The organism is Streptomyces sp. KL109B (assembly GCF_030766935.1).
In the GTDB taxonomy this organism is placed as follows: Bacteria; Actinomycetota; Actinomycetes; order Streptomycetales; family Streptomycetaceae; genus Streptomyces.
Genome location: NZ_JASERL010000001.1, coordinates 888,387 through 903,077, shown reverse-complemented (window position 1 = coordinate 903,077; position 14,691 = coordinate 888,387). Strand labels below are relative to the sequence as shown.

The window sequence follows — 14,691 nt, the reverse complement described above, 5'->3', positions numbered from 1 at the left end:
TCATGGAAGGCTCCGATGATTACGACCCCGCTCTCCCTGCCGCTCGACCCGACCACCCTCGCCACGACAGCGGCCCACCACGCCCCCGCCACGGAGCAAGCCGGCCGCCTCCACCCCGACGTGGTCCAGGCCCTGCGCCCGGCCGGTTTCGCCCGGCACTTCGTACCGCGCCACCGGGGCGGAAACGCGGGCGGCTTCGCGGAGTTGGTGACCGCCGTGGCCGCCGTCGGCGAGGGCTGCGCCTCCTCGGCCTGGTGCGCCGCACTCCTCGCCGCGCACGCCCGGCTCGCCGCCCACCTGCCCGAACAGGCACAGGCGGAACTGTGGGCCGACTCCCCCGACACCACGATCGCCGCGGCGATCGTCCCGCCCGCGGGCCGACTCGTACCCACCCCCGGCGGCTGGCGACTGACCGGGCGCTGGGGCTGGGCGAGCGGGATCGAGCACTGCGACTGGGTCCTGCTGGCCACCCTGGACGACACGGTGACCGGCCCGCCCGCGTACCGCGTCCTCCTCGTCCCCCGTCGCGACGTCCGCGTGCACCACACCTGGGACAGCGTCGGCCTGAGCGGCACGGGCAGCCACTCGGTCTCCGTCGACGACGTCTTCGTACCAGCGCACCGGTCCTGCCTGCGGGACACGCTGCTGACGGGCGTGACCGACCCGGAGGCCGCCGCCTGCCATCGGGTGCCGTACCCGCTGGTCGCCGCGCTGCTGTTCTGCGCCCCTGCGCTCGGGGCCGCCCGGGGCGCGCTGGCCGCCTGGACCGCGCTGGCCGGGGAACGCGGCGCCACGGCCGACCCCAGTACGCAGCGAACCCTCGCCCGGTCCTCGGCGGACATCGACATGGCCGCGCTCCTCCTGGAGTCGGCGGCGCGGCGCGCGGACCACGCCGCGCTCCAGCCCCCGGCCGCCTTCGCCCCGGAGGCCGCGGCCCGCAACCAGCGCGACGCCTCCCGGGCCGCCGAGCTGCTGACCGACGCCGTGGAGCGCCTCTTCCGCACGGCAGGCGCCCGCGCCCTGACCCGGACGAGCCCGCTGCAGCGCGCCTGGCGCGACATCCACGCCGTGTCCGCCCACGCGACCCTGCAGCCCGGCCCGGCCGCGACGGCCTACGCGGCGAGCACCTTCGCGCAGCACCAGGCGTAACCCACCGGCGCCGACGGAGCGTCGCGGAACCCTCAACTCGGGCTCCGCGACGCCCCGTTGACACACCACACCCGCATCACACCCGCGCCACCCCCTCCCCTCCACCACGCCCCCGCCCCTCCATCAGCCTTCCCGATAATATTTGATACCTTCGCGAAGGTTTTGTTTTATGGGTGCATGACCGAACCCACCAGCTCCACTCCCGCCTCCGAGGAGGGACCGCAAGCTCCTCCCGCCGGGCGTCACGGGGCGAGCAGGACGCCACTGGCCGACGCGGTTCTCGCGGTGTCCCGCCGGGACATCGCCTCCTTCCACGCCCTCCCCCTCTCCCACGGCCGGTCGATCCGCGACTCCCGCATCAGGGAGTCGTACGAGGCCCTCTTCGGCACGGCCCAACTCGCCGCCGACGTCTCCTACAGCGGCACGATGCTCGACTCCTTCTTCCGCCCCCGCGGCCCGCTGCGCCAGGCCCAGCGGCTGGCCGCGAACAGCTTCGGCGCCGACGCGACGTTCTTCCTTTCGACCGGCACCAGCACCGCCAACCGGGTCGCCCTGACCGCGCTGGCCCGCCCCGGCAGCCGGGTCCTGTCCGACCGCAGCTGCCACCAGTCGGTGCACTTCGCCCTCGGCGCGCTCGGCGTGGACGTCACGTACGCGCCGATGCAGAAGTGCTGCGCCACCTGCCCCCGTACGTTCGGCGACCTGCCCCGGCTGCTCGACATGTTCCGTGCCGCCGTGGCGGAGGGCAGGCCGTACGACACCGTCGTCCTGTCGGCGGTCTCGTACGACGGCGTCCGCTACGACCTGCCCACCGTGCTGACCGAACTGGCCGCCGCGCACCCCGCGGTGTCGGTGCTCGTCGACGAGGCGTGGGGCGCCGTGCACCGGTTCCACCCGCGCCTTCGACCGCTGACCGCGCTGCACGCGGTGGAGGCGCTGCGCGACAGCGGGAGCCCGCTGCCGCTGAGCATGGCCGTGACGCATTCGGCGCACAAGTCGATGTCGGCGCTGCGGCAGGGCTCGTACCTGCATCTGGTCGGCGACAGCGAGGCCCAGGAGCGTACGGCGCAGGCGCTGTTCCAGCACCACACCACCTCGCCGAGCTGGCCGGTGCTCGCGAGCCTCGATCTGGCGCGGCTGCAGGCGGAGACGGAGGGCGAGCAGCTGCTGGAGCGGTCACTGAGCCTGGCCGGCACCCTGCGCACCGAACTCGCCACGGATCCCCGCCTGTCGGCCTACCGCGCGCTCGGCCCCGACGGCCATCTGACGGACCCGGCGCTGCTGGTGAGCGACGACCCGACCCGGGTGCTCGTCGACATCAGCGCGCTCGGCATCACGGCGGCCGACTTCCGCCGGATCCTGTTCGACGAGTACGCCCTGTACGTGGCGCGGGAGAGCGGTGACGCCGTGCTCTTCCACGTACACATCGGGGTCGACGAGGCAACGCTGCTGCGGTTGTTGGAGGCGCTGCGCACGATCCAGCGCACCTACCGCACGTCGTCCGCCGCCCTGGCGCAGGGCACGACGGACCACTTCATCATCGCCTACCCGCCCGGCATTCCGATCGCCGTGCCGGGCGAGCGGCTGTGCGACCGGACCCTCAGCGAGATCGGCGCGCTGCGGTCCAGCGGCTGCGAGATCTACACGCTGCGCCAGTCCGGTGCGGTCGGCACCGCCGTCCCAAGTACCCCCGCTGTTCCCGCTGGAAGGAAGTGACTGGAAATGATCAAGCTCACGGACCTGCGCAAGCACGCCGAGCGCCGCCCCGGACACGTGGCCCTGGTCGACGGCGAAGTGCGGCTCACCTGGGCCAGCCTCGCCGACAAGGTCGCCCGCGTGGCGACCGCGATCGAGCGGAGACTGCCCGACATACGCCCGGCCCGCGCGGTCTTCGTCGCCGAGAACCGCTGGGAGCTCGTCGTCGCCATGGCCGCCGTCTCTACGCTCGGCATCCCGTGCGTCGGCCTCGACTACACCGCAGGCGCCGAGGCCACCGCGGGCACGCTGGAGCAGCTCCGGCCGACCGTGATCATCAGCACCGCCGCCCAGCGCTCCGTACTGACCGAGGCCGGCTGGCCCGAGGGCCGCGACGTGCTCGACATCCGGCTGGACAGCGATGTGCCGGCGAACGCGCCGGGCGTGACCTTCGACGAGCTGCTGCGCTCGCAGCCCGGTGAACCGCGGCCGGTGGAGCAGCCGTTCGAGGCGTTCTCCTTCACCTCCGGGACCAGCGGCATCCCCAAGATGGTGATCCGCCGGTCCTCCTTCGAGGCGCGCCGGTTCGCCGACCTGGTGGACCAGTACTCCTTCGACGAGGACGACGTCCACCTGGTCACGGTCCCGCTGTACCACGCCTCGGGTCCCGGCTGGGCGCGCATCTTCCTGTCGCTCGGCGGGACCGTCGTGCTCGGCCCGTACGACGACACCGCGGCCCTGATCCGGATCATCCAGGAAGAGGGCGTGTCCACCACGCTCATGGTGCCGCCGGTTCTCAAGCGGGTCGTCGCCCACCCCGACTCCGAGCATCTGCACGAGACTTCGCGCCTGCACTTCGTGCTCTCCGGCGGACGGCACCTGAACCGCTGGGTCGTCAACAACACCTGGGACCGCCTCGGCCCGGTCCTGCACCTCTACTACGGCACCACCGAGACCGGCGTGAACGTCATGATCGGCCCCGAGGAGCTGCACGTGGCGCCCTGCCGATCCGGCCGTCCGATGCCCGGCAACACCATCGCCGTCCTCGACCCGGAGAACCGTCCGGTGCCCAAGGGGATGCGCGGCCGCGTCGCGATCGCGAGCTACCAGCTGATGGACGAGTACGCCAACGCCACCCCGGAGTTCCTGGAGCTGGACTACGGCGGCCGTACCCAGCGCTTCCTGCTCACCGGCGACAGCGGCTTCATCGACGAGGCGGGCCGGCTCGAACTCACCGGCCGCAACGACGGCGTCTCCAAGGCGGCCGAGGGCAAGCCGCTCGACGTCAACATCTTCGGCCTCGAGAACGACCTGATGGACCTGCCCTGCGTACGCGAGACCGCCGTGCTGCGCACCAAGCTCCAGGGCACCGGAGAGGACGTGCTGGTCGTGCCGTTCGCCCCGGTCTCCCCGGAGCGCCTGGAGAGCGGCCGGCGCGCGGTCGCCGCCGCCTGCGCCCGCCGGGTGCCGTGCCTGCCCGCGTACGTGATTCCGGTGGAGGCGATCCCGTACAGCCCGACGGGCAAGGTGCGCGCGCCCCGCCTGCTGGAGACCGTGCTGCCCCTGGTCGACGCCGAGGCGGCGGCCCGCCGCGGCGAACTCGTCCCCGCCTGACCCCCTCGAAAGCGCCGACCCCCTCGACCCTCGACCCTCGAAGGAAGAACGAAGAATCATGAACGATCAGAAGAACTACGGCCGAGGTGTGCTGCTGTGCCTCCTGGCCACCGTCTCCTGGGGCGCGATGTTCCCCCTCATGGACGTCACCCTGAAGCACATCGACCCGTTCACCTTCACCTGCCTGCGGTACGCGATCGCCGGCGCGATGTTCCTCGTCTTCCTCAAGCTGCGCGAGGGGGCGGCCGGGTTCAAGCTGAAGGGCGAACGGATCGGTCTGGCCTGGCTGTTCGGCACCGCGGGCTTCGCGGGCTTCCAGTTCCTGGTCTTCTTCGGCCAGGACCTCATCGGTGACCGGGGCGCCCTGAACGCCTCGATCATGATGGCGACGATGCCCATGATGGGCTTCCTCGTGAACTGGGTGCTGCGCAAGGTGGTTCCGCCGAAGGGCGCGCTCGCCTTCATCGCGATGTCCTTCGTCGGCGTCATCCTGGTGGTCTCCGACGGCAGCCTCAGCACGCTGCTGGCCCACCCCTCCGACTTCGGCCCCGACGCGCTGCTGCTGTTCGCCGCGCTGTGCTGGGTGATCTACACCTCCGGCGCCACGTACTTCCCGGCCTGGTCGCCGATCAAGTACACGGCGATCACCACGGTCCTCGGCCTGGCCAGCGCCACCGTCATCACGGCGATCATCCTGGCCACGGGCGGCGTCCCCGTCCCGACCGCGCACGCCGTGACCACGGTCCTCCCCGAACTCGCCTACATGAGCGTCGTCGCCGGCTTCGTGGGCGTCCTCGGCTGGAACTTCGGCAACAAGTACCTCGGCCCCCTCAACGGCGTCCTGTTCATGGACGTCGTCCCGGTCACCGCCTTCATCATCTCCGCCCTGACCGGCGTGATCCCGGCCGGCATGCAGGTGGCGGGCGCCTCCCTGACGGCACTCGCCCTGGTCTTCAACAACCTGTACCTGCGCCGGGTGGCGCGCCGTACGGCCGCCGCGCGGACGACGCCGCAGCCGCAGCCGGTGACGGCCACGGCCACGGCCACGGAAGAAGCCCCGACCCCGGTGGCAGCGCGCGGCTGACACCCCGTACGCCCCGAAGAAGCGGCTGCCGTGGACCCACGTCCACGGCAGCCGCTCTCGCGCGGCGGACGGGGTGTCAGGAGAAGACCACCGTGCGCCGGCCGTGGCGCAGGATGCGGTGTTCCGCGTGGCGTTTCACCGCGCGGGCCAGGACCTGGCCCTCGACGTCCCGGCCGATGGCGGCGAGGTCCTCGGGGGCGGCGCGGTGGTCCACGCGGATGACGTCCTGCTCGATGATGGGGCCCTCGTCCAGGTCCGCCGTGACGTAGTGGGCGGTGGCCCCGATGAGCTTGACGCCGCGGGCGTGGGCCTGGTGGTAGGGCTTCGCTCCCTTGAAGCTCGGCAGGAACGAGTGGTGGATGTTGATCACTCGGGAGTCGAGCCGCTTGCAGACGTCCTCGGAGAGGATCTGCATGTACCGGGCGAGGATCACGAGTTCGGCGTCCGTCTCGTCGATGAGAGCGAGGAGGCGCTGTTCCGCTTCCGCCTTCGTCTCCCGGGTGACCGGGAGGTGGTGGAACGGGATGCCGTACGAGTCGGTCATCGCGCGGAAGTCCTCGTGGTTGGAGACCACGGCCGTGATGTCGATGGGCAGCGCCCCGGCGTGCGCCCTGAACAGCAGGTCGTTGAGGCAGTGGCCGTACTGGCTCACCATGATGAGCGTCCGCGTGCGGCGCGTGGCGTCGTCGATCCGCCACTCCATCGAGTAGATGGCGGCGAGCGGCTGGAACTCCGTGCGCAGCCGGGCGAGTCCGGGCTCCGCGACATCGACGGCATCGGCGGCGAAGTGCACGCGGAGGAAGAAGACGCCGTCCTCGCCGTACTGCTGGCTGTCGAGGATGTCGCAGTCGCGGGCCAGGAGGAAGCCCGACACCGCGTGGACGATGCCGGTGCGGTTCGGGCAGGACAGGGTCAGGATGTAGGTGGTGTGCGGCGGCTCATCGGGCGTCCGGGCCTGCGGCATCGGGTCCTCTTTCGGCTTTCGGCGTTCGGATACGGAGGGAAGGGCGGCGTGGCCGTGACGGGGGACACGGCCACGCCGCCCGGGTCGGGATGTCAGCCGGCCGCGGCCACCCGCTCCACCGTGCGGAAGGTGAGCGTCACGTTGTGGCCGCCGAACCCGCTGGAGTTCTTCACCGCGATGACCTGGTCGTCCGCCAGCTTCCGGGGTGCGCCGTGCACGATGTCGACGCGGAGATCCTCGTCCAGGCTGACGAAGTTCCGGGTGGGCGGCACCACGCCCTGGTGCAGCGAGAGCACCGTGGCGATCGACTCGATGGCGCCGGCCGCACCGAGCGCGTGCCCGGTCATCGACTTGTTCGCCGAGACCGCCGGGCCCTCGCCCGCGTCCCCGAAGACCTCGCGGATCCCGCGCGCCTCCCCGGCGTCGCCGACCGTGGTGGCGACACCGTTGGCGTTGAGGTGTGCGACGTCCGCGGGCGACACGCCGGCGTCGGCCAGCGAGGCACGGATGGCGCGGGCCGTGCCGGCGCCTTCGGGCTCGGGCTGCACCAAGTGGTGGGCGTCAGAGGCGATTCCCACCCCGGCGAGCTCCGCGTAGACACGGGCTCCGCGGGCCAGCGCGTGCCGCTCGGATTCGAGGACGAGGATGCCCGCACCCTCGGCGAACACCATGCCGTCCCGGTCCTTGTCGAAGGGGCGGCACGCGCCGGCCGGGTCGTCCGCCCGCTGCGACAGCGTCCGCATCGACGCGAACGCCCCGAGGACCATGGGGTGCAGCGGTGCCTCGGCGCCGCCCGCGAGGACGACGTCGGCGTCGCCCTTGCGGATCAGGTCGACCGCCGTCGCCAGCGCCTGCGTACCGGAGGAGCAGGCGTTGACGGTGGCGTACGCACCGGCGCGCGCGTTGACGAGCACACTGACGGCCGCCGCGGAGGCATTGCCCATGGACAGCGGTGCCGTCAGCGGCGACACCCGGTTCCAGCCGCGCTCCTTGAACCGCTCCCAGCCGTCGATGAGGGCGGTCATGTCGGCCGCGGCCGCCGAGACCGCGACGGCGACCCGGGTCGGTGCGAGCGCGGCCGTATCGAGCTCCGCGTCCTGCCACGCCTGCCCCGCCGCCGTCACGGCGAACTGTGCGGTGCGGCTGAGCCGTACGCGTTGCAGGGGTTGGAGACCGGGAGCCGGCTCGACCCGGATGCGGCCTCCGATCTGTGGCGGCAGGTCCCCGCACCAGGCCTCGCCGTCGAGGAGCTGGATGCCGTTCTCCCCTCTCAGCAGCGCCTCCCAGGTGCTGGGGACATCGCCGCCGAGCGCGGTGGTCGCGCCGAGGCCGGTGACGACGACCTTCGGCACGTCCTGGGCGTTGTCGCTCGCCCGTATCTCGTTGTCGCTCTCCCGTATCTCCCCCGGCATGACTTTCTCCTTACTTGGAATTCCCCGAATTCTTGGGGTTCTTGGAACGGTGACAGGGCGGCCGTACGACAGCTCGGGCGCTCAGGCGCTCAGCCGCGCCTCCTCGGCGAGCCGTGCGGCAAGGCGCCCTGAGTCCTTCTTGACCTGTGTGACAAGGACCTTGCGCAGCAGGGGCTTCGGCATGATCCCGAAGTAGTCCCCGGGGTCGACGTCGAACGTCCACTGGACCCGCGTCGTACCGTCGGGGCGCTCGGTGTACTCGTACGTGCCGACGTAGCCGAACGGTCCGTCGAGGGTGTGGAACTTCGAGCGGACTCCCGGCTCGAACTCGTCGACCTCGACCAGGAATTCCAGCCGCTTGCCGATCATCTGGAAGACGATCTCGTAGCGGCTGCCGGGCCGCGGCTCTCCGTCGAGCAGCTTCGCGTGCACACAGCTGCTCTGCCACTCCACGTCCATGGCCGGGTCCGACAGGATGGCGAAGGCCTCCTTGGGCGGCACCGGAAGGTCGAAGGCGTACTCAGCTCTGATCATGGTCGGTTCCTGCTCCCAGGTGTCGTCCGATCGCCTGTGCGGCGCCGGTGGCGTGCGGCGGATACATCACCGAGTTGTGGTCGCCGACGACGTCGATGACGTGCAACTCGCCCTTGATCAGGGCGTCCCAGCCGAGCTTCGGCCCGTAGTCGGCCTCCTCGTCGACCGCGCGCAGCAGCACGAGGTCGAGGTCGTTCGGTTCGGGAAGGTAGGTCTGCAGGGCGATGCCGTTGGCGAGGTACGCCTCGAAGTAGCGGAGGATCTGCGCGCGGTCCGCGTCCTCGGCGAGCACACCGATCGCGGCGGCCTCCCGGAGGATGTGGTCGAAGGCCGCGTCCCCGCCGAGCTCCCTGAGGTGCTCGGCCGGAAGGTCGAGGGTCTTCCCGGCCGGCACCGCGAGGTCCCGGGCGAACCACGAGAGCATCGTCGCGTCGTCGGGCGCCTCGGGGATGTTCGCCTCGATCGGCGCGCGGCTGTCGATGGCGGCGATGACCTCGATCTCCTCCCCCGCGGCCCGCAGCTGCCCGGCCACCTCGTAGGCGATGACACCGCCGAAGCACCAACCGCCGAGGGCGTAGGGGCCGTTCGGCTGGATCTCCTTGAGGTAGTCGATGTAGCGCGTGGCCATGGCCTCCACGCTCACCTCGGCCTCGCCCTCGTTCTCGATGCCGGGGGCCTCGACCGCCACGACGGGCCGGCCCGGCGGCAGATGCCTGGTCAGCTCCACGTAGCAGAAGACGGTGCCGCCGAAGGGGTGGAAGAGGAACAGCGGACGGCGGTCCGCCTCCCCCTCCCGTAGCCGGACGACGGGGGTGCGCGTGCTCTCCTGGCCGCCCTGGCGCACGATCGCGGCCATGTCGGCGATGGTGCCGTGCCGCAGCATCACGGAGATGGGGATCTCGACGTCCCACTCCTCGCGGATGGCCGCGCTGAGCCGGACGGCGAGCAGCGAATGACCGCCCACGTCGAAGAAGTCGTCGTGGATGCCGACCGCGCCGACCTGAAGGATCTCCGTCCACATCCGGGCCAGCGTGATCTCGGTGGCATCGCGCGGCTTCTCGAAGGACTCGTCCGTGGCGGCGGTGGGCGCGGGCAGCCGGTTGCGGTCGATCTTCTTGTTGGCCGTGAGGGGCAGCTCGTCGAGGGTGACGAGGATGCCGGGCACCATGTACGAGGGCAGGGACACCGCGGCCGCCGCCTTGACCTCGGCCGCCTTCAGCTCCGTGCCTGGCTCGGCCATGAGGTAGCCGACGAGCCGGTCGTCGCGGACGACGACGACGGCCGCCGACACGCCTTCCACGGCCTGCAACACCGTCTCGACCTCGGCGAGTTCGATGCGGTAGCCGCGCAGCTTGACCTGGTTGTCGAGGCGCCCGTGGTGCAGCAGCCGCCCGTCGCTGGTCCAGCGCGCCCGGTCGCCCGTGCGGTACAGGCGCTCCGCGGGGGCGGCGGGCAGCCCGGTGACGAACCGCTCCTCGGTCAGTTCGGCCCGGTCCCAGTAGCCGACGGCGAGGCCGTCGCCGCCGATCCACAGTTCACCGGGCAGCCCCGGCTCGACGCGCCGGCCGTGCGGGTCGAGGACGTACAACCGGGTGTTGGCGAGCGGTGCGCCGATGTCGACGCCGACGGCGGGTTCGACCGGGCCCGCGGTGGACCAGATGGTCGTCTCCGTCGGGCCGTAGGCGTTGATCAGGCTCCGCACCCGGCCGGTGAGGAACTCGGCGAGGTCCAGGGGAAGTTCCTCGCCTCCGCAGATCACGTTGAGGCGCGCGCTGCCGCTCCAGCCCGCGTCGCGCAGCATCCGCCACGAGGTGGGTGTCGCCTGCATCCAGGTCGCGCCGCACTCCTCGATACGGGCCGCGAGCCGGGCGCCGTCGGCGACGGTCTCGCTGTCGCAGACGATGACCCGGCCGCCGGTGATGAGCGGCAGGAACAGCTCGACGGCGGCGATGTCGAAGGAGATCGTGGTCACGGCGAGCAGGCTGTCCGCGTCCGTGAACCCGGTCTGGTCCCGGAACGAGAGCAGCAGGTTCACCAGGGCGCGGTGCCCGATGGCCACCCCCTTCGGACGGCCGGTGGAACCCGACGTATAGAGGATGTACGCGAGGTCGTGCGCCGGGCCGGAGGCGTCCGCGCTCTCCTGCGTCGGCGCCACTGCCCCCTGGACCGTGGCCTGCGGGTCGTCGACGCACAGGACGGGCAGGCCCGGCAGCCACTCCTCGCTGAGGCGCCGCTCGCTGAGCAGCAGCCGGGCGCGGGAGTCCTCGGCCATATAACTCAGCCGGTCGACCGGCAGGTTGGGGTCGAGCGGCACATAGGCGGCATCGGCCGCGAGGACCCCGAGGAGCGCGGCCACCAGGGGCGCGCCGCGCCGGGCAAGGACCGCGACGCGGTCGCCCGGCACGATGCCGGCGGCGCGCAGGGACGCGGCGATCCGCTCGGTCTCCGACCGCAGCCGGGCGTAGCTCCACTCCTCGCCGTCGGCGACGAGCGCGACGGCTTCGGGGGTGCGCAACGCCTGGTCCCGTACGAGCTCGGGCAGCCGGTCCGCGGGCAGTTCACGCTCCGGTCCCGTGCCCCAGGCGGCGAGCCGCTCCAGCTGCCCGGCGTCTCCCCGTACGAGATCACGCAGCGGTACGTCGGGGTGGGCGGCCAGCGACTCGACCGTGTTCACGTACGCGGCGGCGAGTTCCCGTGCGGTGCCTTCCTCCAGGATGTCGGTGTTGTAGCGCAGCACGCCGGCGAAGGCGCCCTGCCGCTCGGCGCCCATCTCGATCCACAGGTCGGTCTGGCCCTCCTGCTGCGGCACCGGGTACGGGCGCAGGGCGGCGCCCGCGATGTCGAGGACGGTTCCCGCGTCGGGTTCGAGCAGGAAGAAGTTGTCCATGTCGCCGAGGAACGGGAGCCGGTCCCAGGCGAAACCCGCCTGGTAGACGGGGGTCCGGCTCGGGTCGCGGGGCGGCGCGAGCTCCCGCACGAGCCACGGGAACGGCAGCTCCTGCGCGTGCAGCGCGTCGAGTGCGCGCGCCTTCGTGGCGGCGAGCAGCTCCCGGTACGTCGCCTGCTCATCGACCTCACCGCGTACGACGACGGTATTGACGAAGTTGCCGATCGCGTCCCGGAACTGGCGTTGCAGACGGCCCGAAGTCGGGGTGCCCACCAGGATGTCGGACTGGCCGCTGACCCGGCTGAGCAGCACGAAGTAGGCGGTGAGCAGCATCTGGTAGGGGGTCGCCGCGTTCTCCCGGCCCAGGGCGCGCACCGCGTCCGTGGTGGCGGCCGACAGCGCGAAGGGCACCGAACCGCCGTTGTGGCTCGGGGCGGGCGGGCGCGGCAGGTCGCCGATCAGGTCGAGGCCGGCGGGCAGGTCGGCGAGCCGCTCCGCCTCGCTGTCGCGCAGTTGCCCGGCCTTCTCCGTGCGCAGGAAGGCCTGCTGCTGCTCGGCGTAGGAGGCGAAGGCGCGGCCGTCGGGCGTGAACCTGCCCTTGGTGCCCTCCAGCCGGGCGCGTACCTCCGAGAGCAGCAGCCCGAGCGTCCAGAAGTCGGCCGCGATGTGGTGCATCACGACGGCGAACACCCAGGTCCGCTCGCCGGTGCGGTAGAGGTGGAGCCGCCACAGGGGCGGGCGTGCGAGGTCGAAGGGGGCGCGGGTGTCGGTCCTGATGCGCTGCTTCAGGGCCATGGGCGACAGGCCGCGGGCCTCCGCGAACCGCACGTCGAGCGGTACGGAGTCCTCGACGACCTGCTCCGGGCCGTCCTCGCCGGGGCGGAAGCAGATGCGCAGCGCGTCGTACTCGCGCATCAGGTCGCCGAGTATCTCCCCTGCCCGCGCGCCGAGTTCGGGGTCCGCGGTCGCCTCGGCGGCGAAGACGACGTGGTAGGCGGAGCACTCCGGGTCCGTCTCGTGGATGAACCACAGGCCGGACTGCTGGGAGTTGACGTACGGAGTCGTGATCGCTGTCGTCATCACTTACCGTCCACGGCGGCAGCGGCGAGACCGGGGTTGAGACGCTCCCAGAGCGCCACGGCGAGCGCGTCCACCGTCGGGTAGTCCCACAGCAGGTCGGCGGGGAGGTCCGATATTCGGCAGTGGTCCTCCAGCTCCATGCTGACGGAGAGCGCCGCGACGGAGTCGAGCTCGTAGTAGGTGAAGGGCTGGTCGGTCTCCACCTCGGCCGGGGTGATCCCGACCTCGGCGGCGACGGCCTCGGTGAGCAGCGTGCGGATGTCGCCGATCGTGATGTCGGTGGTGGTCATGGCAGGTTGGGCCTTTCGCTGAGGGTGTGCGTGCTTGCCTCGGGGGCTCCCGGTGCGGCCTGCCGCACCGTGCGGATCGAGAAGAACTCGTGCCGCGTGCGCTGGGTTTCGAGCTGGGTCACGAGTTCGGCGGCCGTCGCGGGCGCGAGGTCGCCGACCTGGTACTGATGCACTTCGGCGCGGTCGAGCGCGGCCTGCAGCCAGGCGCCGCCGGCGAAGAACGCGCCGAGGTGGTCACGGTTGAAAAGCCATACGCCGAGGGACGCGATCTTGGCGTGCAGGCCGCAGAGCTCCTCCGCGAGGCGCATGAGGCGGGGGTCCGTGGACTTGCCTGCCGTCTTCGGCTGCCCCGCCGCTGTCTCCCGCCGCACCCGCGCGACCTGCTGGAACAGGGCGTCGAGCTCCGTGCGCAGCCGCCCGGCCCGTGCCCGCAGGGCGGCGAGCCGCTCCGCGTCCAGGGGGCCGGAGGGCGACAGCGCGGCCAGCTTGTCGATCAGTGTGGGCAGGGAGGCGAGTACGGCGTCCCGGCCGCGGCCGAACATCGTGCCGCTGCCCGGTTCGAAGACCGGCAGCCGCGCCCGCAGGTCGTACAGGGCGGTCCAGTCGTCCTCCCGTTCGCGGCCGTACGCCTTGGCCAGCGCGGGCAGTTGGAGCGCCACGCTGTCCAGACACACCGGCTCGCTGCCGTCGAAGACGGAGACGACGGACGAATCGCGCAGCATCTTCTGGAAGATGCCCTGGTGCTCGGCGGAGCGGATGAAGTAGCGCGCGCCGAGCATCCTGGCCAGGGTCTTGCTGTTGAAGTCGATGAGGCGGGCCACCTGGACCTTGGTCAGGTTCCCCCAGACGCTGAACTCGTCCGCGTACAGGTGCAGTCCGCGCATCGCGACGAGGCTCTCGCACTCCGCGACCAGGATGCTGAGGTAGGCGTTGGCGAGGGCCTCCGAGACGTACGGGATCCGGCTCGTCGGCCCGTCGTACAGGACCCGCCGCGACAGGAAGCCGCTCGCGGTGCGCAGCATGGTGTCCCCGGCGCCGAGCGAGAGACCCGTGCAGAAGGTTCGGGTGATGAGCAGTCCGCGCAGCGCGAGTTCGAGCCCTTCGCCCTCCGCGCCGAGGCGGGCCCTGGTGTCCACCCGTACGCCGTCGAAGGCGACTCCGCTGATGTCGCAGCCGCGCAGACCGTACGTGGGGACGCGCGGGACTCCTTCCACGGTGCCGGAGACGACCTCGGACTTGTCGAGGAGGAACAGGGACTGCCGGCGCTGGACGGCCTTGTCCGCGCCGCCGGTGGCGCCGAGCAGCACCACATGGGTGGAGGTGGTGCCCCGGTTGATGGGCCACTTCTCTCCGTCGAGGACGTAGCTCCCGCCGTCACGCACGGCGCGGAGCTCGTTGGCGGCCAGGTCGGCGCCGTGGTCGAGTTCCGAGTACGCGAGGCAGGGGACGACCCCGCCGCCCAGTTGCACCGCCGCGAACTTGTCCTGCTGTTCGGCGTCGCCGCCGAGCCAGGCCAGCATCATCCACACCTGGGTGGTCTCGCTGACCGCGAGGTTCATGTCCCTGCGCGCCAGGACGCGGCTGAGCATGAAGATCTCCTCGGTGGAGCGGAGTTCACCGCCGAGGCGTTCCGGTACGAAGTACCGGTGGAAGCCGAAGGCACGCAGCCGGTCGATGGCGGCCGCGGGCAGCTCTTCTCGTTCGTCGAGGTCGAGGGCGTTCACGTAGGAGGCCGCGTTGGACTCCAGGCCCGGGTCTCCCAGCCAGCGCTCAAGGGCCTCGGCGGTCGTGGCGTGGCCACTGACCGGCCGGGCGGGAGGCGTTGACTCCTTCATTCAGCACTCCGTGTTCGTATCGAATCGGCCCGGTTCCCGGGTCCTTGTCCTCCGCCGGAAGTCCGAAGCCGAGCGCGACCTGGGCCACGAGGGCCCGGCGCAGGGTGCGCCGGACCGTCGTGTTCCGCAGCGTGTGCAGATGTCCGG

General features: G+C 71.6%; 10 protein-coding genes. 4 read left to right on the top strand and 6 right to left on the bottom strand.

Going from position 1 to position 14,691, the window contains the following annotated elements; all coding sequences use genetic code 11:
• Window positions 1-15 precede the first annotated feature (15 nt).
• The 4 genes from RBJ65_RS04310 to RBJ65_RS04295 all read left to right on the top strand — a co-directional run bounded on the left by RBJ65_RS04310 (window position 16) and on the right by RBJ65_RS04295 (window position 5,542).
• Window positions 16-1,149 (top strand): acyl-CoA dehydrogenase family protein, encoded by a 1,134-nt coding sequence (locus tag RBJ65_RS04310; RefSeq protein WP_306317884.1) that lies wholly within the window; start codon window positions 16-18, stop codon window positions 1,147-1,149.
• A gap of 177 nt (window positions 1,150-1,326) precedes the next feature.
• A complete protein-coding gene (locus RBJ65_RS04305) occupies window positions 1,327-2,865 on the top strand; it encodes an arginine decarboxylase (protein WP_306317883.1) in 1,539 nt (512 codons plus the stop codon).
• A gap of 6 nt (window positions 2,866-2,871) precedes the next feature.
• Entirely contained in the window at window positions 2,872-4,458 is a 1,587-nt protein-coding gene (locus tag RBJ65_RS04300; protein ID WP_306317882.1) for a class I adenylate-forming enzyme family protein, read from the top strand.
• 58 nt (window positions 4,459-4,516) lie between these two features.
• Window positions 4,517-5,542, top strand: coding sequence for a DMT family transporter (locus tag RBJ65_RS04295; protein ID WP_306317881.1), 1,026 nt, complete (start codon window positions 4,517-4,519; stop codon window positions 5,540-5,542).
• A 76-nt stretch (window positions 5,543-5,618) separates the two neighbouring features.
• On the opposite strand, the gene purU is transcribed toward RBJ65_RS04295, so the two are convergent.
• From purU to RBJ65_RS04265, 6 genes are all read right to left on the bottom strand, one after another.
• On the bottom strand, window positions 5,619-6,506 hold the full coding sequence (purU, locus tag RBJ65_RS04290; protein ID WP_306317880.1) for a formyltetrahydrofolate deformylase: 888 nt from the start codon (window positions 6,504-6,506) through the stop codon (window positions 5,619-5,621).
• 92 nt (window positions 6,507-6,598) lie between these two features.
• Entirely contained in the window at window positions 6,599-7,918 is a 1,320-nt protein-coding gene (locus RBJ65_RS04285; protein ID WP_306317879.1) for a beta-ketoacyl synthase, read from the bottom strand.
• 81 nt (window positions 7,919-7,999) lie between these two features.
• Complete coding sequence (locus RBJ65_RS04280; protein ID WP_306317878.1) at window positions 8,000-8,452, bottom strand: SRPBCC family protein; 453 nt, start codon at window positions 8,450-8,452, stop codon at window positions 8,000-8,002.
• A complete protein-coding gene (locus tag RBJ65_RS04275; protein WP_306317877.1) occupies window positions 8,439-12,419 on the bottom strand; it encodes an amino acid adenylation domain-containing protein in 3,981 nt (1,326 codons plus the stop codon). Before RBJ65_RS04275 ends, RBJ65_RS04280 begins: the two co-directional genes overlap by 14 nt.
• Window positions 12,419-12,709, bottom strand: coding sequence for an acyl carrier protein (locus RBJ65_RS04270; RefSeq protein ID WP_306317876.1), 291 nt, complete (start codon window positions 12,707-12,709; stop codon window positions 12,419-12,421). Before RBJ65_RS04270 ends, RBJ65_RS04275 begins: the two co-directional genes overlap by 1 nt.
• Window positions 12,706-14,544: an acyl-CoA dehydrogenase family protein gene (locus RBJ65_RS04265; RefSeq protein WP_306317875.1), complete on the bottom strand. Its 1,839-nt coding sequence runs from the start codon at window positions 14,542-14,544 to the stop codon at window positions 12,706-12,708. The genes RBJ65_RS04270 and RBJ65_RS04265 overlap by 4 nt, the downstream gene beginning before the upstream one ends.
• Window positions 14,545-14,691 lie beyond the last annotated feature (147 nt).

Excerpts from the sequence above, each read along its gene's own strand:
- RBJ65_RS04300 (WP_306317882.1), top strand. The coding sequence starts at position 2,872 with ATGATCAAGCTCACGGACCTGCGCAAGCACGCCGAGCGCCGCCCCGGA.
- RBJ65_RS04305 (WP_306317883.1), top strand. The coding sequence starts at position 1,327 with ATGACCGAACCCACCAGCTCCACTCCCGCCTCCGAGGAGGGACCGCAA.
- RBJ65_RS04285 (WP_306317879.1), bottom strand. The coding sequence starts at position 7,918 with ATGCCGGGGGAGATACGGGAGAGCGACAACGAGATACGGGCGAGCGAC.
- RBJ65_RS04270 (WP_306317876.1), bottom strand. The coding sequence starts at position 12,709 with ATGACCACCACCGACATCACGATCGGCGACATCCGCACGCTGCTCACC.
- RBJ65_RS04310 (WP_306317884.1), top strand. The coding sequence starts at position 16 with ATGATTACGACCCCGCTCTCCCTGCCGCTCGACCCGACCACCCTCGCC.
- RBJ65_RS04295 (WP_306317881.1), top strand. The coding sequence starts at position 4,517 with ATGAACGATCAGAAGAACTACGGCCGAGGTGTGCTGCTGTGCCTCCTG.
- purU (WP_306317880.1), bottom strand. The coding sequence starts at position 6,506 with ATGCCGCAGGCCCGGACGCCCGATGAGCCGCCGCACACCACCTACATC.
- RBJ65_RS04275 (WP_306317877.1), bottom strand. The coding sequence starts at position 12,419 with ATGACGACAGCGATCACGACTCCGTACGTCAACTCCCAGCAGTCCGGC.
- RBJ65_RS04280 (WP_306317878.1), bottom strand. The coding sequence starts at position 8,452 with ATGATCAGAGCTGAGTACGCCTTCGACCTTCCGGTGCCGCCCAAGGAG.
- RBJ65_RS04265 (WP_306317875.1), bottom strand. The coding sequence starts at position 14,544 with ATGAAGGAGTCAACGCCTCCCGCCCGGCCGGTCAGTGGCCACGCCACG.